The sequence below is a fragment of the Psychroserpens jangbogonensis genome (assembly GCF_000797465.1).
In the GTDB taxonomy this organism is placed as follows: Bacteria; Bacteroidota; Bacteroidia; order Flavobacteriales; family Flavobacteriaceae; genus Psychroserpens; species Psychroserpens jangbogonensis.
Map to the genome: position 1 here is coordinate 126,297 of NZ_JSWG01000001.1, position 21,510 is coordinate 147,806.

A 21,510-nucleotide genomic window follows, 5' to 3' on the forward strand; every position below is an offset into this window, starting at 1 on the left:
TTGAAAAAGATTAGAACATTTATTTTGACTTTTAGAAGAATCTTAGCTCTTTTTGGGTTTCTTATGCTACTGGGCAGTTCTTGTTTCGCACAAGATATTGAACCTAGAAGATGGTCAAACATTCCATTAGGCACTGATATTTTAGGAGTTGGATATGTCCATACAAATGGAAAAATATTTTTTGACCCTCTACTACAAGTTCAAGATGCTAAATTTACTAGTAATTCGTTTATAGTTCAGTACATTAAACCTTTTAAAATTGGAAGCAAATCGGCACGTCTAGATGTAATGATACCTTATAGTATTGCGCGTTGGGAAGGTCTATTAAATGGAGTTTCTACAACTGTTAATCGCAATGGTATTGCTGATCCAAGAATACGGATTTCTTTAAATTTCATTGGTATGTCTGCAATGAAACCTAAAGAAATGATAGAATTTTTAAAAACAAATCCTAAACGAACTTCATTTGGTGCTTCATTAGCTATCACATTACCATTGGGACAGTATTTTGATGATAAGCTACTTAATTTAGGCCAAAATAGATTTGTTTTCCGCCCACAAATAGGAATGCTACACCATTGGAAAAATTGGTCCTATGAATTATCTGGGTCTGTTTTTTTATATACAAAAAATGAAGATTTCTCGAATGGCAAAACCAGAAAACAAAATGCTGTGTTTGCTGCACAAACACATTTGATCAGAAGTTTTAAATCTAAAATGTGGGTGTCTTTAAGTTTTGGATACGGATTAACAGGAGAATCTTTTGTAAATAATGAACCTAATAATGATGATCGGTCAGATATTTTAGGTGCAACTTCCTTTGGATTTGCTTTATCTAAAAAGCAGGCTATAAAACTATCATATATTCGTACTGAAACTCTTAATGATATAGGAGCAAATTTGAATTCAATTTTACTTTCTTGGTCGACCAGAATGTAGATTTAGCATTACACATTTTTGAGAAAAATTAAAAATAAAAAATTAATTTTACTTTATATCTGTAATTAAAAGAGTTAATTTTAAGAATGATTTTTTGAGAGTTTATTTTAAATAATTAAAACTAATAATTATGAATTTAATAAAACTATTTTGTCTGGTTATCCTTTTTCTAGGATCCTTTAATACTAGTGCTCAAGAAATTGAAGAACAAGAGCAATATAAAAACCAAATAAGCATCGTAGCAAGTGATTTAATTGATGGCACACTACAATTAAAGTATGAACGTCTACTTGGTAAACATATATCAGTTGGTTTAGGTTTAGGTCTCCGAGGAGAAGACGGTCTTATTCGCTTGTCCGGTTTAGACACAGAACACATAAAAACAAGTGATATTTTTTATTCTGGATTTAAAATTATACCAGAGGTAAAGTATTATGTAAGTAAAACACAACAATATAGTATGGATGGTTTTTATTTTGGGGCGTACTTAAAGTATTCTAATTTTAAATCTGATATAAATGGTACCTATACAGACGATGCAGACCAAACATTTCTTGTGGCTTTTGAGGGCGAAATTAACGTTACGTCGGTAGGATTTATGATTGGTTACAAGCTTCCTATAGGAAAGCGGTTTTCTATAGATTTTTTAATTGCTGGACCAGGAGCTGGATTTCATAATTATTCTTTTAAAAACACAACAGATTTACCTGAATCCTTTTATGAAGACTTTAATGAAGCCTTAGAAAAATACAGCTTTTTTGATGAATTAAATGGTGATTTCAGATTTTCATCAACAAATGGAACAACACGTTTTACAATACCATCATTTAGATATGGTATTACTTTAGGATTTTCTTTATAATTATTTCGAATTTGAACACCACCATAAATACATATCTATTTTCATTCTTCCTATTATTAACGTGTATTGTTAACGCTCAAAACGATACAATTCAATTAAAAAATGATAATGTTTTAGTCGGTGAAATAAAATCATTTTCAAAAGGCATTTTGATTATGGAGACCTCCTATAGCGATAAGGATTTTAGGATAGAGTTTAATAAAATTGAATCAATAGTTATTCAAAGAAAATGCTTAGTAATCTTGACAAATGGTAGACGACGATTTGGAAAATTAAGCACCAATGTAGATGGACAAGCTGTCATTACCTTAGAAGATGGAACTAAAGAAAAATTTAAGCTAGAAGAGATCGTTGCTCTAGAAGAGATAAAGGATAATTTCTGGAATAGGTTTACAGGAGCTATAGATTTAAGTTTTAGTCTTTCTAAGGCCAATTCTTTTGAACAGTACAACATTGGTGGCAATCTTAATTACGTTGATGAATTATGGTTAGTAAAAGGTTCGATGAGTTTATTGAATTCTAAACAGGATGATGCAGAAACCACTAAACGTAACGATGCAAAATTAGAATTTTATCGTTTACTCCCTAGTTCGCTGTATTTGATAGGAGAAGTATCCTTTCTGGCAAATACCGAACAAGAGATAGAAGGAAGACTAAGCCCTAGTATTGGAGCTGGGAAATTTCTAATTATCACCAATAATTTATATCTTGGTCTGAGTGTTGGGTACGCCTACAACATTGAAAACTATTTGGATTCATCTTTTAATAAAACCTCATCAGAAGCTTTTATTAGAGGATCTTTTAGTATGTTTGATTTTGAAGACATAAGCCTGGATTCTAATATTAATTTTTCTCCAAGTTTATCAGAAAAGGGAAGAATCAGGACCGATTATGATATAGACCTCAAGTATGATTTACCTCTTGATTTCTATATTAAATTGGGGTTTACAATTAATTACGATAATCAACCTGTTTCTATAGGTAATGAGGTTGATTATATTTTCACTAGTGGCTTTGGATGGAGCTTTGACTAAGAAAGATGTAATACATAAATAATATTTAAGACCATTAAAACTATACCATATGAAAAACAAAATGAACTTAATCTTAACCACTATTCTTGGTTTCCTTTGTGCATTAAACTTAAATGCACAAGCTGACTCTACCAAACTAAAAAAAGATAAGCCACAAGTATATAATTACAATAACAAAATAGATATCCCAATTACAAGTTTAGCAGCAGGAATTTCAATCTTTAATTTTACTCAAATCTATTCAAAAGACAGGTCTTCTGAGGAATCCATATTAGCACTTGATGCAAATGAAGTTAATAAGTTTGATCGTCGTGCTGCTGGAAATTATAACGAAGATGCAAAAAGAGCTAGCGATGTTTTCTTTAAAGCTGCAATTCCGTTACCGCTTGTAGTATTTGCTTTTGACGATTCAATGAGAAAAGACTATTGGAAACTTTCTTTATTATATGTAGAAGCCATGTCCATTACTGGTGCTGCTTATAGTACATCACAGCAACTAAATGATCGATTAAGACCATTTACGTATAACCAAAATTTGTCATTGTCTGAGAGAACAAAAGGAGGTGCTAAAAATTCGTTTTACTCAGGTCATACGGCATTAGTTGCTACGTCAACCTTTTTCTTGGCACAAGTTTATGCAGACTATCATCCAGATTCTTCATCCAAATGGATAGTTTATGGTGGTGCAGCTTTAGCCACATACTTTACAGGATACTTTCGAGTTCAAGCAGGACAGCATTTCCCCTCTGATGTTATTGTTGGAGGTCTTGTTGGAGCAGCATCTGGAATTCTAGTACCACTTCTTCATAAAAATAAATTATTTGAAGATGAAAATTTAAGTCTATTACCAGTAACAGGTGAATACCATGGATTAAGACTTGCATATCAGTTTTAATGTTAGTCCATTAAAATTAAAGAACTTTTAAAGCTTTTCTAAAACAATCATAACAGAGTTAAAATCTACTATTCCAAAGGAATACGTGTACGAAAATCTAAAATACCCTTTATTGGGTATTTTTTTTGTAAAATATATTTCCTACATTTATTACAGCTATTAATTCAACATTTTAAAAACCAATTAATTATGAAGAAATTATTACTTAGTTTGACTGCCCTATTATTAACCTTTCTTGCTTTTTCTCAAGTTCCCGCAAATGATTTAATTGAAAATGCCATTCTAATTGACCCTTCAAATTATAGTGAAGAAAACATACGATTAGATTTGGCTACTACTACTGGTGTAGAACCAGGAGGATGTGGAACTGGCACCTTTACTAAAGTATATTATAAATTTACTGCTACTAGTGATGCTAGAGTTAATGCTACGCTTACAGATATGATTAACACTCCTATCACCCAAAGTTTTGTTGTTTTTTATACTGCAGCAGATTTGAATCAAACAGATGAGTCATTACTTAATCTGGCTTCCGACTGTGCCCTTGCAAGTTCAGGTGCTGCAACAGTAACTGCAGGTCAGTCTTATTATTTGCAAGTACATAGAAGTGATGCCAATGCGTTTTCTAGAATACAAGTTGCTTTAGGACCATCAAATGACAGCATTGAAAACGCCATTGAAATGACTTCAACCTTTTATGATGAAAACATACGTCTAGATTTAGCAGTTGCAAATCCTGGTGGTCAAGTTGGCTGCGAATTAGGAGGTTTCAGCAATGTGTATTATAAATTCACAGCAACAACCGATGGTAATGTTACTTTTTTCCTATTCCCTCAATTTGGTGGCCCAGTTACAGGTAATGCATTTGTTATTGTTTATACCGCAGCAAACCTTAATGCAACATCAGATTCGGAATTAACAATTAATTCTAATTGTTCTTTTGACACGCAACCAACCATAGGAATTACAAGTGGTCAAAGCTATTATGTCTTAGTCAGTAGAGATGCTCCAGGTGAGTTATCGAAATTTTCTGTTACCATTCCTGAAGATGGCACTCCAGGTGAGCGACAAGCGTTGATTGATTTTTACAATGCAACTGATGGACCAAATTGGGCTATTAATACCAACTGGGATACCTCAGCACCTTTATCAGAATGGGCAGGAATTACAATTGAAAATGGTCATGTTGCATCAATGGGACTAGGTAATGTTGGAGTAAGTGGAAACATACCTAATTCAATTTTTGACTTACCTTTTTTAGAAAGTTTTGTTTTTCAAAACAATGAATTAACTGGTGAGATACCAGATCTTACTGCTTTAACAAACCTTGAAATCTTTGATGTTTTTGGGAATCGATTCGCTTTTAGTGATTTAGAACCTAATTTAGCCGTTAACTCAACATTAACAAGTTTTGTGTATTCAAATCAAAAGAATATTAATGAAGAAATCATTATTGACGATCCCATAATTGGTCAAGAATATACCTTTACCACAACAACTACAGGAACAAATTTATCCTACCAATGGTATAAAGCTGGAACAACGTTTTCACCTGACGATGAATTAATACCTGGAGCAACAAATTCAGATTATATTATTCCTAGCTTACAAATAGATGATATTTTCACATATACTTGCTTAGTAACAAGTCCATTGATACCTGATTTAACCCTTAGAAGAAATAACATCAAATTGAGAGTTCCTGTATCTCAGTCAGAACGCGACGCATTAATTGCAATTTATAACAGTCTCGATGGCGCCAATTGGGACAATAATGAAAATTGGTTAAGCACAGCTCATGTAGATGATTGGAAAGGAGTTGAAACTTTTGGCGGACAGGTAGTAGTGCTTCTATTAAATTTTCAAAATCTAAATGGACAATTACCAGACGAAATTGGTGATCTTATTCATTTAAAAGAAATTAGAATGAGTGTTAACCCTAACCTTACAGGATCAATTCCATCAACTATTGGCAATTTGACTGATTTAAAATGGCTTAGATTTCAACAAAATGGCATGTCTGGAGAAATTCCAGCCTCTGTCACTAATCTTATTAATTTAGAATACGTGTATTTACAAAACAATCAATTTAGTGGCAACATCCCAGTAGGATTTGGTAATGCACCACTGATGTTTCAAATGTTTCTTAATGACAATCAACTTGATGGAAACATACCAACAAGTATAGGCAGTTTAGATGAGCTAGTATCCTTTGATATTTCAAATAACGGCCTTTCAGGAACTCTGCCTTCTGAACTTGGAAACCTATCATCGATTTTATTATTTGGAATAGCAAACAATGATTTTTCGGGAACTTTACCTGATTGGTCCGGAATCAGTGAGCCAGAAAACGCGAATTTCGATTTAACAAATAACTATTTCGATTTTAGTGACCTAGAACCTTTTATAAATAATGGAGTCGCTTTTGAAAACATATTTTATTCGCCTCAACGTACTTTGGATCAAGAAGAAGAAATCATGTCTCCTCCAGGTGCAGATATTATTTTAGATATTAATGATGCAACCATTGATCGTGATGGCCAGGATACAGCATCAAGCAACCAATTTCAATGGTACAAAGATAATGTGGCTATTAGTGGCGCAATTGCCGACACCTACACCATTGTAAATGCACAAATAGCCGATAGCGGAGTTTACTTTTGTGAAATCACAAATACTACACTACCAGATTTGGTTATTGTTAGAGCAAACATTACAGTAATAGTTGATGATAGTTTGAATACAGCAGGTTTTGAAAATGACGGTTTTGGTATCTATCCAAATCCTGCTAATGATTGGATTTCTATAAAAACCAAATTAGGAAATGATACTGTTGCAAAAGTATTTGATCTAAATGGCAAATTATTATACGAGAAACAACTAACATCTGAGATTACGGCAATTGCTATAGACAATCTATCTGCTGGTATGTATCTCATTTCTGTAAGTAGTGATGCTGTACAAACAACGAAACGATTTATAAAACAATAAATAGTGAGTTTTATTTAACTGTCTTAAAAAACCCCCTTAATTGGGGATTTTTTATTGGCCAATGTGATGACATATATCGGTTTTTAAAGATGTTAAACAACATACAATCATGACTATCATAACTATTTTTATTTCGCTAATTATAATCAATTTAATTTTACTAAAATTTAGTATTAATAAATACAAGCACTAGTCTATATAAAAGTATAGAAGAGCAAAATCTAAGGCTCCAATGATATCATCTAAAAATGATTATCTTTGATTATACAATCAATAATCAATCAAATAATCTGAAGATGAAAGCGTTTAAGTACATTTTATTTTTAATTCTAATTCTCATCATAGGCTTAGCTATTTATATTGCTGTTCAGCCAAATTCCTTTGAAGTTAAACGATCAAGAACCATAAAAGCACCTGTGGCTGTAGTTTATGAAAACATTATTGATTTCAAAAACTGGGAAGCTTGGTCATCTTGGGTTGAAGAAAAACCAGAAATAATAATCACTTTAGCCGATCAAACTAATGGCATTGGAGGTTCATATTCTTGGAAAGATGAAGATGGTGTAGGAACTATGAAAACTATTGATACTAAGCCAATGACATCAATTAGTCAAGAGATGCAGTTTGGTGACTTTCCTAAATCTGATATTACTTGGAATTTAAAACCTAACAGTGATGGTTCTACAGAAGTCTCATGGAATATATCAGGTAATGATTTACCATTTGGTTTCAAGATGTTTTCAACCTTAATGGGAGGAATGGAAAAACAAATCGGACCTCATTTTGAAAGAGGTTTAGAGAAACTAGATAGTATTTTAATTGCAGACATGAAAAAATACAGCGTTAACATCGAAGGTACAACACAACATAGTGGTGGCTTTTATCTCTATAACACAACGTCTTGCAAGATGTCTGATTTCAAAGAAAAAATGCAAGAGATGTTACCAAAAGTTGGTGCTTACGCAATGGTAAACAATATAACTATGGCTGGTAAACCTTTTGTAATTTATCATAAATGGGATCCAGAAAACGATGCTGTAATGTTTTCTTGTTGCATACCAACAACTTCAAAAATAGTAGCAACAGAAGCTGATATAATTACTGGACAACTAGAACCATTTAGAACTGTTAAAACAGTACTTAAAGGCGATTATGATAATCTCCAGGAAGCTTGGGAAAAAACCATGACTTATATTAAAACTAATAATTTAGAACAATCAGTAACTGGACCAATGATTGAATCTTATTTAACCGATCCAAATAGTCATCCTAATCCAGCAGATTGGATAACCGAAATCTTTATTGCTGTTAACTAATGGTCAAACAATTATTACTAGTTTTTATTGGTGGAGGTTTTGGGAGCGTGCTTCGGTTTATCTTTGGAAAATTTCTAAATAATTCTCAAAATGGGATTCCATACGGAACATTTGCTGCCAATATTATTGGGAGCCTTTTAATAGGAATTATTTTAGGGATGGCTGCAAAAAACGACTCTTTAACTTCTAACCAAACACTATTACTTGCTACAGGGTTTTGTGGTGGCTTTACAACGTTTTCAACCTTTGCTTATGAAAACCATATCTTTTTAAAGTCAGGAGATTTCACCTCTTTTGCTATTTACACCATAGCTAGTTTTATTGTGGGATTTTTGGCAGTTTTCTTCGGAATGTATTTAGTGAAATAACCGTTTAATGTTTATCAAACGCCTTCACTCCTGCTCTAACATTTAAAGCTAGATAATTACCTCTTGGAACTATCGGACAAGAATATTTATCATTATAAGCGCAATAGGGATTATACGCTTTATTGAAGTCAATCTCAATAGTATCACCTTCTGGTATTCTCAAATCAATATAGCGTCCGCCTCCATAACTTTCCTCACCATTTGTTTCATCAATAAATGGAAGAAATAGATAATCTGCTAAACCTTCCTTTTCCATAAGATCTTTGCCTTGATATACATTTAAGGTATAGGTTTGTCCTTTGAGTTCAAAAGTCAAGATTCCATAAATACGTTCAGGAGATACACGACTTGTTGTCGTTTTCATATCAAACCATTCTGTGTCTGGAGTTCGCTTTAAATTTGCTTTTACCACATAAGTAGAATCAAACTTAAAAAAGTCAAGACCTTCAAAATGCTTTCTGTCTTTATCTTTTAATGGAGAACTCGTCGCATCTTTATATTCCGAATTCATCTCACGCTGAAATTCAGTTTCTCCTAAAACAGGTTTTTTATCCTGCGCACAACTTAATGCAAATACCAATACTACTCCTAATAAAAAAGACTTCATGTTTTTAGTTTTCTAATTCAAAAATACAACTTAAACATATTTTTCATAGATTTGACTGTAATTAAAAAACAAACCATGCAAAATTGCGTCGTAACCTATACAAAAAGACAAACCTCTTATTTAAAGAGTCGGACTTGCTATATGCTATGATAATATAAATATATAACCAATCAATCATAAAAAGTCCGACGATATCGTCGGACTTTTTATATTTATACAACAACCAAAATGAAAACACTATTTTACAACTATATCGATACGTTTAAAGGCCTTTCCAAAGAAGTTTGGTGGTTGGCTCTTATGACTTTTATTAATAGATCAGGAACTATGGTCATTCCTTTTCTGTCTTTGTACCTCACCGACGATTTAGAGTTCTCTCTTAAAAATGTAAGCTGGATAATGAGTTGCTTTGGTTTGGGTTCTGTAGTTGGAACTTGGATCGGTGGAAAGCTTACTGATAAGATTGGCTATTACAAAGTTATGGTTAGAAGCTTACTAAGTACTGGTGTTTTATTTATTGCATTACAGTTCTTAGATACTTTTGCAGGTTTATGTATTGGAATCTTTTTAGTTATGCTTGTTGCTGACACGTTCAGACCAGCAATGTTCGTTGCTATGAGTGTGTATAGCAAGCCTGAAAACAAAACACGATCTGTTACACTTGTTCGTCTCGCAATTAATCTAGGATTCTCTGCTGGACCTGCTATTGGTGGTTTAATTATCACTACAATAGGCTATTCAGGATTGTTTTGGATGGATGGTATTACTTGTATTCTAGCGACGTTACTATTAATGAAAGTGCTAAACCCAAGAGTTGCGAAACCTATTGATGATATAATTGTTGAAAATCCTGTTTCGGTTTTTAAAGACAAACCATTTTGGGTGTTTTTTGCTGCCATGCTTATTTTTGGAATCATATTTTTACAATACTTTTCTACTATGCCTTTATATTACAAAGAAATCCATGGCTTAACAGAACTTGAAATCGGATTGCTTTTAGGCCTTAACGGATTCTTTATTTTTGTTTTAGAAATGCCGCTGATCAAATGGTTAGAAGATAGCCGCTTTAAAAAAGTAAGTTTAATGCTATTTGGATTATTCCTAACTGTTTTAAGTTTTTATGTTCTTAACTTAACTAGTTGGATTGGCATACTGCTCGTAGGCATGTTATTTATGACTGTAGGAGAAATGATTGCTTTTCCTTTCTCTAATGCGTTTGCAATGGATCGCGCTAAAAAAGGAAAACAAGGTCAATATTTATCAATGTATGTGATGTCATTTTCAATTGCTCATGTTTTTGGTCATAACGTTGGTCTTAGATTGGTAGATAGTTTTGGATACAATAACACTTGGTATATTATGATAGGCTTAGGATTTATAGGTGTATTACTATTAATGTACTTAAGAAAAATGCTTGCTTCAAAAAATAATCTAACATGAATCTAAATCAAATTACCATACCATCTTTAAATGTTGAAAAAGCAACAGCGTTTTATAAAACTTTAGGACTGAAACTGATTGTAAATGCCTTACCAAGATATGTTCGGTTTGAATGTCCTGACGGAAATTCTACTTTCTCTATCCATAAAGTAGAAGGCTTACCTGTTGGAAATGGGCTTAAAATTTATTTTGAAGATGACAATCTTGATGAATTAGTCACTAGCCTTCAACAAAAAGGAATTATATTTACTTCTGAAGCTGAAGATAAAGATTGGTTGTGGCGTGAAGCTCATTTAAATGACTTAGACGGCAACCATATCATTTTATACAAAGCAGGAAAAAACAGAACAAATCCGCCTTGGCGAATAGACTAAAATGAAACATATCTTTTTATTATTCACGATACTAACTTTTGTAAGTTGTAATACTAACAAAGAGAAGAAAGAGAACTCTAATAGTGAGATCCAAAAACAAGTTCAACAGGACGAGAAAGAATTCCCTAAGCTTGAACCTAATAGGTATAATGTCGCATTCTTGATAATGGATGGTGTTTTTAATACTGAATTAACAGCGCCTTTTGATATTTTTCAACACACTATTTTTAGAGATAGTATCAAACCAATGAATGTATTTACAGTAGCCAATACAGATGATCCAATAGTAACATTTGAAGGTATGCGAATTGTTCCCGATTTTAATTATCTAAAGGACGACTTACCAAATATTGATATTCTAGTTGTCCCAAGCGCTGAACATCATTTAGATACTGATTTAGAAGATGAAGCGATGATCAATTTTGTTAAACAAGTAGATACTGAAGCGCAATTTATAACGTCTCATTGTGATGGTGCTTTCGTTTTAGCACAAGCAGGATTGCTTAATAATTCGGTGTCAACAACATTTCCAAGTGATATTGATACCATGAGAGAACGTTTCCCAAAACTAGATATTAGAAAGGATGTGCTATTTGTTCACGACGGAAAATATATCACCTCAGCAGGAGGTGCAAAATCGTTTGAAGCCGCTTTATACTTATGTGAATTTCTTTATGGTAAAGACATCGCTGAAAGTTTAGCAGGTGGCTTGGTGATTGATTGGAAATTAGAAGATGTTCCTCACCTTATTATTGAAAAGTAATTTATTTTAATTGCTTTACCTCATTGTGTTTAATAACGTGAGATAGCACAATTTGAGTTTTGGTTTCTCCGTAAACAATCAATTGATCAATGAATGCTTCTAAGTGTTTTTGGTCTTTTAAAACCACTTCCATCACAATATTCTCGTTACCAGTTATTCGATAACAATTAATCACTTCATTATAGGTTTTTACCTTTGCCAAAAAAGGCTTAAGCATTCCCATAAAAGCGCGTAACGTAATTAGTGCTTTTAGTTGGTAGCCAACTTCAAACGGACTCACGAGAGTGTTATAATTCTGTATAACTCCAGCATCTTCCATCTTTTTAATGCGTTCAGAAACTGCAGGTGAACTTATTCCAACCTGACGACCAATTTCGGCATTAGATAGACGCGCATTGGTTTGCAAGAATTTCAAAATCTTCCAATTTAGGCTATCAATATTCATTTAAAGAATTTTTAAAATATACATTAATAATTAAATCAAATATACGATTTTACTTTAATATCTAAAGTAAAATTTCAACACTTGTCACTAATTTTGTTACCATTGCTATTGAAAAATGAATTATAATATCCCATCACATTTATCTGAACTGCCTATATATCAAAAGGCTATGGACATTCTTGTATTATCAAGAAATATTTCGACGTACATTGGTCAAGATCTATCGTATTTAAGATCTGATGGTACTGAAGATCTTGATATTTACTTTTCTGGAGATATCATTCAACAATCTGAATCTTTAGCTCCAGAAATTGAAAAAGCCCAAGCAGAACGCTTTTCAGAAAACAAACACAAACATTTAGATTCAATTGAACGATTGACACATCGATTACATCTCAATTGCAACCGTTTACAACATTGCAATAGTAACGGTAAAGACTACTTACCTATTCTTCAAAATGAATTAAAGAAATTTAAACGTTTAAAGCGTAGTTGGATGATGACCTTGTAGTTTCATTATTCTACGTTAGCAATCTTAATTACAACGTTGTGTTCAATTGGAAAATTACAAGAGTTAGCTATAAAGCATAAATTATTGGCTTCTTTATGAAGACTAATGGCTTTATCTTTCTTGTGTTCTTGTGATATTGTAATAACAAGATTAAGCATGACAGATGTAAAAGCTCCACTGCCATCAGAATTCAATTCTAAAACACCAACAGCATTATCTGTGTAGTCCACTAAATTTATTCCGTTTTGCTGACATACATAAAAATAAGACATCATATGGCAGGACGACAATGCGCTTAGTAATAAATCTTCAGGATTATGTTTAGATTCATCGCCTTTAAAGGCTTTGGCAGCAGAAATAGTTAAAGGTGCTTTTTTATCAATAAAAACTTGATGAGTTTTCTCGTTTACGGAAACCTCTAAAGCATCTTTAGCTGACCATTTTGCCTGAACTTTGAATTCTTTTTTAAACATGAACTACATGTTTCTTCTGTACTGACCTCCTACCTCAAATAAAGCTGAAGTGATTTCTCCAAGAGAACAGACTTTACAAACATCCATTAACGCTTCAAAGATATTTTCATTATTAATAGCTCTATGCTGTAAGTCATTTAATAACGATTTACTATCATTCGCTTTGTGAAGATTCTCTAATGTCTTAATTTGGAATTGCTTTTCTTCTTCCGTTGCTCGAATAACTTCCGCTGGTAAAACCGTTGGAGATCCTGTACTACTTAAAAAGGTATTTACACCAATAATAGGAAACTCTCCATTATGTTTTAAAGTTTCATAGTACAAACTTTCTTCTTGAATTTTAGAACGTTGATACATCGTTTCCATAGCTCCTAAAACACCACCACGTTCTGTAATACGATCAAATTCTAATAAAACAGCTTCTTCCACTAAATCGGTTAACTCTTCAATAATGAATGATCCTTGGATTGGATTTTCATTTTTATTTAAACCTAACTCCTTATTGATAATTAGTTGAATTGCCATTGCGCGACGCACAGACTCTTCAGTAGGTGTTGTAATTGCCTCATCATATGCATTTGTATGCAACGAATTGCAATTATCATATATAGCGTATAACGCTTGAAGCGTTGTACGAATATCATTAAAATCGATTTCCTGAGCGTGTAAACTTCTTCCTGAAGTCTGAATATGATATTTCAACATCTGCGCTCGTGAATTTGCACCATACTTATTTTTCAAAGCCTTTGACCAAATTTTTCTTGCGACACGTCCTATTACTGCATATTCTGGATCAATTCCATTTGAGAAAAAGAAGGATAAGTTTGGACCAAATTTATTGATGTCCATTCCTCTAGAAAGATAATACTCTACATAAGTAAACCCATTTGATAATGTGAACGCTAATTGTGAAATTGGATTCGCTCCAGCTTCAGCAATATGATATCCTGAAATTGATACCGAATAGAAATTACGAACGTTATTTTCAATGAAATACTCTTGTACATCTCCCATTAATCGCAGTGCGAATTCTGTAGAGAAAATACAAGTATTTTGAGCCTGATCTTCTTTTAAAATATCGGCTTGAACCGTTCCTCTTACTTGAGCAATAGTTTTAATCTTAATATCAGCATAAACATCAGCCGGCAACACTTGATCACCAGTTACTCCAAGAAGCATTAATCCTAATCCATTATTACCTTCAGGTAATTTCCCATTATAAGAAGGACGAACATTATCTTTATAGAGTTTAGCTATTTTAGCTTCGACCTCTTTTTCAAGTCCATTTTCTTTAATATAAATCTCACATTGCTGATCGATTGCTGCATTCATAAAGAAACCTAACAACATTGGTGCTGGACCATTAATAGTCATGCTTACAGACGTCATTACATCTGCTAAATTGAAACCAGAATATAACTTCTTAGCATCATCTAAACAACAAATTGACACACCTGCATTACCAATTTTTCCGTAGATATCTGGTCTGTGATCTGGATCATTCCCATAAAGTGTTACACTATCAAAGGCAGTAGACAAACGTTTTGCAGGTAATCCCATACTCACATAATGGAAACGACGATTAGTACGTTCTGGTCCACCTTCACCTGCAAACATACGTGCTGGATCTTCACCTGTTCGTTTAAATGGATACAATCCTGATGTATACGGAAATTCTCCTGGTACATTCTCTTGTAAGGTCCATCGTAAAATATCTCCCCAAGCCTGATACTTTGGTAAAGCTACTTTAGGAATTTGAGAATGCGAAAGCGATTCCGTATGCGTTTCTATTTTTATTTCTTTATCACGAACTTTAAATGAATAAATCGGATTTTTGTATTTGTTTACCTTATCGTCCCAACCTGTAATGACTTCCCAATTATATGGATCCAAATTAAGTTTTACTCTATCAAATTCTCCAACAAGTAATTTAATGAAGTCTTTGTTTTCTATAGATTCAACAGATGTAGAATCGATTCCAGCTTTATCTAATTGTGGTGCACTACCAACAACAGATTGGATCGTTTTATATATTCCGTATAGTCGTTGAGCAACTTCAACTTGTTCATTTGCCGTTTTATCGTAAGCACGATTACTTTCTGCAATTTCAGATAAGTAACGCGTTCTCGCAGGAGGAATCACAAAGATTTTCTCACTCATTTCATCTGAAATTTCAAATGTCGATTTTAAATCGGTATCTGTTTTCTCTACAAGTTTATCCATTATCGCTTTGTAAAGCGTATTCATTCCTGGATCGTTAAACTGAGATGCGATTGTTCCAAATACTGGCAAATCATCTTGATGTGTGTCCCAAAGATGATTATTACGCATGTACTGCTTTTTCACATCACGTAAAGCATCTAGTGATCCTCTTTTATCAAATTTATTTATAGACACTAAATCGGCAAAATCAAGCATGTCGATTTTTTCCAATTGTGTTGCAGCTCCAAATTCTGGAGTCATTACATAAAGCGACACATCGCTGTGTTCTATAATTTCAGTATCAGATTGTCCGATACCTGATGTTTCTAATATGATTAAATCAAATTCAGCAGCCTTTAAAACTTGAACAGCTTCGTTTACATATTTAGACAAAGCCAAATTAGATTGACGTGTTGCCAAACTTCTCATGTATACTCTAGGAGAATTAATAGCATTCATACGAATTCTATCACCTAAAAGCGCTCCTCCAGTTTTTCGTTTTGAAGGATCTACAGAAACAATACCAATTGTCTTTTCAGGAAAATCAATTAAGAAACGACGAACTAACTCATCTACTAAGCTAGATTTCCCTGCGCCTCCTGTTCCTGTAATTCCGAGAACTGGTGTTTTTGAATCTTTATTCTTAGAATGTATTTTATCTAAAGTTTCCTTTGCTACTTCTGGAAAGTTCTCTGCAGAAGAAATAACACGAGCAATAGCTTTTGGGTTTTTATTTGGAAGGTTATCAATTTCACCATTTAAGACATCACCAATTGCAAAATCTGACTGTTTAACTAAATCGTTAATCATACCTTGCAATCCCATCTCTCTTCCATCATCTGGAGAGTAGATTCGAGCAATACCATAATCCATCAGTTCTTTAATTTCTGACGGAAGAATTACGCCGCCTCCACCTCCGAAGATTTTAATATGACTTGCTCCTTTTTCTACTAAAAGGTCGCGCATATATTTAAAATACTCATTATGACCACCTTGATACGAGGTTAAACAAATGGCATTGACATCTTCTTGAATTGCGGTGTTTACGACTTCTTCAACACTTCTATCATGACCTAAGTGAATCACTTCAACACCAGTAGCCTGAATGATTCTACGCATAATATTTATAGAGGCATCATGACCATCAAAAAGAGATGCTGCAGTTACAATTCTAACTTTATATTTCGGGTTATATGGTGCGACTTGCTTCATTCGTAAAATTATGTGTTTTATAGGGTACGAATTTACGGAATTTTCAAAAAAAGACATCTATTATTTAGAATTGTTTAAGGGTTAATTATGTGTTTTAAAATAAAATGTTAAAAAAAAATGTGACTTTAAATACTTTACGGGTGTCTTAAACTTAGGGGTTCGAATTTTATAGTTCGATATAACCATTAAATAACCATATATATTTTGAAATTATGAAACAAAAATTATTTTTCACGCTATGCTTATTATTAAGTGTAGGTTACGCACAAGCTCAAGGGCTTCCAACAAATCCAGAACCTGGAAAATGTTATGTAAAATGTATTACAAAAGATACGTTTAAAGAAGTAACAGAAACTTTACAAGTTTATCCTGCATATTCAACGTTACAAGTTGTACCAGCGACATACAAAACTGTAGAGGAAACTGTATTAGTTAAAGAAGCAACTGAGAAGTATTCTTATACTCCAGCGACTTATGAAACAGTAGATGTATCTTACATTGGAAAACAAGGTCGTACTGATTTAAGTGTTATTCCTGCTACATTTGGTAGAGATTCAAGAACATTTGAAACTTATCCTGCAACTTCAGGTTGGGAATACAAAATTCTTGAAGATTGCCCTTCTGTAAACAAAGATGATTGTGTTGCTGCTTGTTTTGTTGAATATCCTTCAACTATGAGAGATGTACCTTTCACGACTTTAGCTACAGATGCTTCTACTGCAAGTAATTCTGTTCCTGAAAGAAGTTCACTATACAAGAAAAGAGTAATTAAAACTCCAGCACGTATGGACAAGGTTGATATTCCTGCAGAATACAAAACTATTACACGTCAAGTTGTTGATATTCCTGCATCTACAACTAGTAATACAATTGCTGCAAGATCTGAAACTGTAACTAGAACTATTTTAGATAAAAAAGGAGGTATCACTACTTGGGAAGAAGTTGAATGTGCACTTTTAGACCCAACTATTATTCCAATTTTTTATGAAACTGCAAGTGCTCGTTTAACTCCAGCTTCTAAAAGAACTATTGATGAAACATTATTACCTATCTTAAAAGATCAACCAGTAAATATTGAGATTATGGCTCATACAGATGCAAGAGGAAATGATGATTACAACATGTCTTTATCTCAACAACGTGCTAATTCAGTAGTAAACTACTTAGTATCAAAAGGAGTTTCTAGAAGCCGTTTATCTGCAAAAGGATATGGTGAGTCTAGATTAACTAACCGTTGTGCAAATGGTGTTGAATGTGCAGATGAGCAACACAGAAGAAACAGACGTACAGAATTTAGAATTCTAAATAACTAGAATACAATTTCTAAATACATAATAAAAAAAGGCACCTTTAAGGTGTCTTTTTTCTTATTGTATATGTTTTAAAACTGCCTTTATCCTTGCTGGCTTTAATACCATAAGTGTCTTCCAGATCAGTTTGCATCAAGTTATAAAATCTATGATGTATTTGCCAATCATGCTTTTCAGTATCCGCATCAGCTCCTTTAGTAACTACAGGTAAATTTAATACAGAGGCCAATTGAAACATTACATCTTCAAAGGTTACATTGTCACCTTGTATTTGAGAATCATCTATTAAATATTCAGCTGTATTTTTCCCCCAATCTATTTGTTGAGTGTCCCAGTAATTCATATTAGATATATCTAGTAATATGACATCTCCTTGAGTTTCCGAATGAAATAAGTCTAATTTTAATTCGTCAAGTATTGAAAATAATCCGTTACTCCCTTTTTTAATATAAACCTTATACGTTTTGTTCAATTCTGGAGCAACTTGAAGTTGGCTTTCTAATATCCTCTTTTCTTTAGCTATGATACTTTTTAAATCACCTTTGTAAATAATATAATCTCCAATAGAACTCGTAACTATAGTCTCAAAACTTTCGTTTTTTATTCGTTTTATCTCAAAATCTGCAGATGGTATATAATCTGCTTTAAAAACTTCTTCTTTTATTTTTTGAACTTTTAATACTTTATTGACTTCTTTTTGTTTTGAATTTTGTTTTAAAAAATGCTCTAGATCTGCTTTCTTAAAATCTGTTGGACTCCCTTTCCATAAAACGGTTCCATTGGAATTTAATAATAACCCATAAGGCAATGTTCTTGTATTATTAGCTTTAAATGTTTCACCTTTATAATCTATAGAAACTGCTAAGTCTGTAGGTTTCCTTTTTAAGAATCGTTTCACAATTTCAGGGTTTTCTTGACTTAGAGAAACCACATAAAAACGATCAGGATATTGTTTTTGCAAAACACCCAAATATTCCGAAGCATAAACACATGGACCACACCATGTTGCCCAAAAATCTACAAAAAAAAGGGATGCTTGAGTATCTGTTGCCAATTTTGAGCTTTGGATTGTTTCAGAAAAACGAATTTGACTGTTCCCTAGAAACGGAAGGTTTACAAAAAATATGACTATGAAATACTTAACTAAATTCATCTATTTGTTTTATAACTACCTATATATTAACAACTATTGTGCTAAAATAGTGTTTTACCAAAATAATTTTAGGATTGATTCCAATAATTACTATAAAAAATGTAAAACAATTATATTTGCTACTCAATAAAACCTTAAATCATGTTACGTAAATTATTAGCCTTTGTCCTTATTTTTAGTCTAACTTCTTGTGGAGAGCTACAAAGTATTGTTGACCAATTGCCACAACAAACTGGGACAATATTGAGTAATGCAGATATGGCATCAGGATTAAGACAAGCGTTAGATTTAGGAATTGACAAACAGGTCAGTAAGCTGACTCAAAAGGATGGTTTTTTTAAAAATGAATTGGTTAAAATCTTATTACCTGAAGAATTACAAAAAGTTGATAAAGGCTTACGTGATATAGGTTTAGATAATTTAGCTGATGAAGGTCTTAAAGTATTAAATAGAGCTGCAGAAGATGCTGTAAAAGAAGCGACACCCATTTTCGTAAATGCAGTAAAGGATATAACTTTTAATGATGCAAAAAACATTCTATTAGGAACTGATAATGCAGCAACACAATACTTAACAAGTAAAACACAAACGGAACTTTACAATAAATTTAAGCCTGTTATTAATAATAGTTTTAGTAAGGTAGGAGCTGATCAAATTTGGGCTAATCTTATTAATAAGTACAATGCTATTCCATTTACAAATAATGTAAATCCAGATCTAACAGACTATGTAACTGGTGAAGCTTTAAAAGGTGTCTATACAATGATTGCTGTTGAAGAAAAAGAGATTCGTACAAAAGTATCTTCTAGAACTACAGATTTACTTCGCAAAGTATTTGCATTGCAAGATTAAAACATCATTCCATTTTTTTATACAAACCGTCAAAGGCTACTGTCAAGTCTTTTTCATTAGTTATTGTTTCCCAATATTGACGAACAGATCCGTCTTCATTTAACGTCCAAGTCACACGATGAAAATATGGATCACCATCTTTGTTTTTCTCTTCATCTGTTTGCAAAATCATTTGGTTTCCAATCTTGTTTCCTTTAAGATGCAAACTCTGACCTTGATTATCTACCCAGATTTGTTCCCATTGCTTGGCTTTAGAGTTATAAAAGTTATTGCTAGTGCCAGTAAAGTTTCCCTTAGCACTTGTCCAATTTTCTTGAAGAATACAATTGTCTTGAATTTTTAAAATAGTATTAGTACCTGCAGCTGAACCATCAGGATTTGTGACTGTCCAATCACCTTCCCAGAAATCAAATTCTGCATGCTTTTCTATACAGCAATTACAGGGTTTTGTTTGCGCATAAAAATTTAAAGAACAAAGAATTGCTATTGAAAGTAAAAGTGTTTTCATTAGTGAGTGATTTATCGTTGTTCACTAAAGCTAAAAAATCATTCTTAATGTAAAGCTAATATTAACATAACATTAGTCTACTAACTATGAAACATCTTTGTAATAGTTAACAAAGGGATATATCTTCACCCTTTATTTGAATTAGAAAAGTTAGTTGAAAATCGGTCTTAATCTTTAGGTCGATTTTTTCTTGTTCAATTACAATATTTTGTATACATTTAATAGCTCAATATCATAGTAATGAAGTACTCACAAAAAATTGTTCACAATCAAAGCACGTTACTATCACGTTACAAAACTCTTGTTGAGCAAGCTTATAATTTAAGGCAAACGGATTCTGCACTAAGTGATTTTTCAGAATACAAAGCAATAAAACTTCTACACAAAATGAATAAGCTTAAATTTTTAAGGAGAGATTTAACCGTACTTCAACAAAACTAATTCGAGAATAGATTACAAAAACTAAATTGATTTTTGTAATTCTTCAAAATAGTCAAAGGCTTTTACAAGTCTTGATCCATACCAAGAAAAGGCTTCACCATCTACAATAATAACTTTGATTTCTGGATAAACCGATTTGAATTCTTTTATATCATTATCATTAAACGGATAAGGCTCGCTCGAAAATAAAACAATATCTGGCTGTTTGTTTTTTAATTCTGAAAGCTTTATTTCTGGATATCGATTAACATCTTGGTATATGTTTTCAAAATTATTAAGGGAAAGAATTTCATTGATAAATGTCTGGCTAGCAGCTACCATCCAAGGCTTCTTCCAAATAAAATAGGCCACTTTTAGTTTGGGTTGGTCAGTCATCAATTCATCAAAAGCTTTTATCTTCATTTTGATTTCATCAATAATGGATTGCGATTTTTCTGTTACATCAAACAATTCGCCATACATTTTCATGAGCTCTAAACTATCTTCAATCGTGTAAATATCACTGATATGAACAGGTGCAATTTGTTCCAATTCAGAAATCATTTCCTTAGTATTCTCTTCTTTATTACAAAGGATAATATCTGGCTTGAGCGCTTTAATTTTATCAAAATGTACTTGCTTAGTTCCTCCAACAACTGCTTTTTCTTTGCGAAGCTGTTTTGGGTGAACACAAAATTTGGTCACACCAACAATGGTATCCATTAGACCTAAATCGACTAATAATTCGGTTTGAGAAGGCACCAAACTCACAATACGTTTTGGTGTTTGTAATATTGAAACGGTTCTATTAAGTTGGTCTTTCAAAAGAAAAAGA

The 21,510-nt window shown here is 32.7% G+C and carries 21 protein-coding genes; 14 read left to right on the top strand and 7 right to left on the bottom strand.

The annotated features are described in order from the left end of the window. The 7 genes from RH81_RS00620 to crcB all read left to right on the top strand — a co-directional run bounded on the left by RH81_RS00620 (position 1) and on the right by crcB (position 8,405). Positions 1-939, top strand: coding sequence for a transporter (locus RH81_RS00620; protein WP_241478940.1), 939 nt, complete (start codon positions 1-3; stop codon positions 937-939). 130 nt (positions 940-1,069) lie between these two features. Beyond that, positions 1,070-1,801: a DUF3575 domain-containing protein gene (locus RH81_RS00625; RefSeq protein ID WP_033956148.1), complete on the top strand. Its 732-nt coding sequence runs from the start codon at positions 1,070-1,072 to the stop codon at positions 1,799-1,801. An 11-nt stretch (positions 1,802-1,812) separates the two neighbouring features. Beyond that, complete coding sequence (locus tag RH81_RS00630) at positions 1,813-2,835, top strand: DUF481 domain-containing protein (RefSeq protein ID WP_052172348.1); 1,023 nt, start codon at positions 1,813-1,815, stop codon at positions 2,833-2,835. Between the two features lie 49 nt (positions 2,836-2,884). After that, a complete protein-coding gene (locus tag RH81_RS00635; protein ID WP_052172349.1) occupies positions 2,885-3,730 on the top strand; it encodes a phosphatase PAP2 family protein in 846 nt (281 codons plus the stop codon). A gap of 189 nt (positions 3,731-3,919) precedes the next feature. Beyond that, complete coding sequence (locus RH81_RS16220; protein ID WP_052172350.1) at positions 3,920-6,721, top strand: T9SS type A sorting domain-containing protein; 2,802 nt, start codon at positions 3,920-3,922, stop codon at positions 6,719-6,721. Positions 6,722-7,017: 296 nt separating this feature from the next. Continuing rightward, entirely contained in the window at positions 7,018-8,037 is a 1,020-nt protein-coding gene (locus RH81_RS00645; RefSeq protein ID WP_033956152.1) for an SRPBCC family protein, read from the top strand. Next, positions 8,037-8,405: a fluoride efflux transporter CrcB gene (gene crcB, locus RH81_RS00650; protein WP_033956157.1), complete on the top strand. Its 369-nt coding sequence runs from the start codon at positions 8,037-8,039 to the stop codon at positions 8,403-8,405. Before RH81_RS00645 ends, crcB begins: the two co-directional genes overlap by 1 nt. Before the next feature lie 4 nt (positions 8,406-8,409). On the opposite strand, the gene RH81_RS00655 is transcribed toward crcB, so the two are convergent. Further along, positions 8,410-9,012, bottom strand: a complete 603-nt coding sequence (locus RH81_RS00655; RefSeq protein WP_033956173.1) for a DUF1684 domain-containing protein — start codon at positions 9,010-9,012, stop codon at positions 8,410-8,412. 228 nt (positions 9,013-9,240) lie between these two features. Here RH81_RS00655 and RH81_RS00660 point away from each other — a divergent pair, with 228 nt between their 5' ends. The 3 genes from RH81_RS00660 to RH81_RS00670 are packed head-to-tail and all read left to right on the top strand — an operon-like array spanning position 9,241 to position 11,589. Next, positions 9,241-10,452: an MDR family MFS transporter gene (locus tag RH81_RS00660; protein ID WP_033956193.1), complete on the top strand. Its 1,212-nt coding sequence runs from the start codon at positions 9,241-9,243 to the stop codon at positions 10,450-10,452. Next, a complete protein-coding gene (locus tag RH81_RS00665) occupies positions 10,449-10,826 on the top strand; it encodes a VOC family protein (RefSeq protein ID WP_033956196.1) in 378 nt (125 codons plus the stop codon). Before RH81_RS00660 ends, RH81_RS00665 begins: the two co-directional genes overlap by 4 nt. A 1-nt stretch (position 10,827) precedes the next feature. Beyond that, on the top strand, positions 10,828-11,589 hold the full coding sequence (locus RH81_RS00670; protein ID WP_033956199.1) for a DJ-1/PfpI family protein: 762 nt from the start codon (positions 10,828-10,830) through the stop codon (positions 11,587-11,589). Position 11,590: 1 nt separating this feature from the next. Here the strand turns inward: RH81_RS00670 and RH81_RS00675 are convergent, their stop codons facing one another. Then, a complete protein-coding gene (locus RH81_RS00675; RefSeq protein ID WP_033956202.1) occupies positions 11,591-12,034 on the bottom strand; it encodes an Lrp/AsnC family transcriptional regulator in 444 nt (147 codons plus the stop codon). Positions 12,035-12,149: 115 nt separating this feature from the next. Between RH81_RS00675 and RH81_RS00680 the strand changes: the two genes are divergently transcribed. Then, positions 12,150-12,545 carry a PLC family EF-hand domain-containing protein gene (locus RH81_RS00680; RefSeq protein ID WP_033956204.1) on the top strand — a complete coding sequence of 132 codons (396 nt, stop codon included), beginning with the start codon at positions 12,150-12,152 and terminating at the stop codon, positions 12,543-12,545. Positions 12,546-12,550: 5 nt separating this feature from the next. On the opposite strand, the gene RH81_RS00685 is transcribed toward RH81_RS00680, so the two are convergent. Continuing rightward, positions 12,551-13,018, bottom strand: a complete 468-nt coding sequence (locus RH81_RS00685; protein ID WP_033956207.1) for an OsmC family protein — start codon at positions 13,016-13,018, stop codon at positions 12,551-12,553. A gap of 3 nt (positions 13,019-13,021) precedes the next feature. Next, positions 13,022-16,432 carry a methylmalonyl-CoA mutase family protein gene (locus RH81_RS00690; RefSeq protein ID WP_033956210.1) on the bottom strand — a complete coding sequence of 1,137 codons (3,411 nt, stop codon included), beginning with the start codon at positions 16,430-16,432 and terminating at the stop codon, positions 13,022-13,024. A 212-nt stretch (positions 16,433-16,644) separates the two neighbouring features. Here RH81_RS00690 and RH81_RS00695 point away from each other — a divergent pair, with 212 nt between their 5' ends. Continuing rightward, positions 16,645-17,745: an OmpA family protein gene (locus RH81_RS00695; protein ID WP_033956213.1), complete on the top strand. Its 1,101-nt coding sequence runs from the start codon at positions 16,645-16,647 to the stop codon at positions 17,743-17,745. 37 nt (positions 17,746-17,782) lie between these two features. Here RH81_RS00695 and RH81_RS00700 read toward each other — a convergent pair whose 3' ends face one another. After that, positions 17,783-18,895 carry a TlpA family protein disulfide reductase gene (locus RH81_RS00700; RefSeq protein ID WP_033956217.1) on the bottom strand — a complete coding sequence of 371 codons (1,113 nt, stop codon included), beginning with the start codon at positions 18,893-18,895 and terminating at the stop codon, positions 17,783-17,785. 141 nt (positions 18,896-19,036) lie between these two features. On the opposite strand from RH81_RS00700, the gene RH81_RS00705 reads away from it, so the two are divergent. Continuing rightward, positions 19,037-19,747: a DUF4197 domain-containing protein gene (locus RH81_RS00705; protein ID WP_033956221.1), complete on the top strand. Its 711-nt coding sequence runs from the start codon at positions 19,037-19,039 to the stop codon at positions 19,745-19,747. Between the two features lie 4 nt (positions 19,748-19,751). Here RH81_RS00705 and RH81_RS00710 read toward each other — a convergent pair whose 3' ends face one another. Beyond that, positions 19,752-20,255 carry a hypothetical protein gene (locus RH81_RS00710; protein ID WP_033956224.1) on the bottom strand — a complete coding sequence of 168 codons (504 nt, stop codon included), beginning with the start codon at positions 20,253-20,255 and terminating at the stop codon, positions 19,752-19,754. Between the two features lie 240 nt (positions 20,256-20,495). Between RH81_RS00710 and RH81_RS00715 the strand changes: the two genes are divergently transcribed. Then, a complete protein-coding gene (locus RH81_RS00715; protein WP_033956227.1) occupies positions 20,496-20,696 on the top strand; it encodes a Lacal_2735 family protein in 201 nt (66 codons plus the stop codon). Positions 20,697-20,717: 21 nt separating this feature from the next. Here the strand turns inward: RH81_RS00715 and RH81_RS00720 are convergent, their stop codons facing one another. Next, positions 20,718-21,500 carry an ABC transporter substrate-binding protein gene (locus RH81_RS00720; RefSeq protein ID WP_033956242.1) on the bottom strand — a complete coding sequence of 261 codons (783 nt, stop codon included), beginning with the start codon at positions 21,498-21,500 and terminating at the stop codon, positions 20,718-20,720. Positions 21,501-21,510 lie beyond the last annotated feature (10 nt).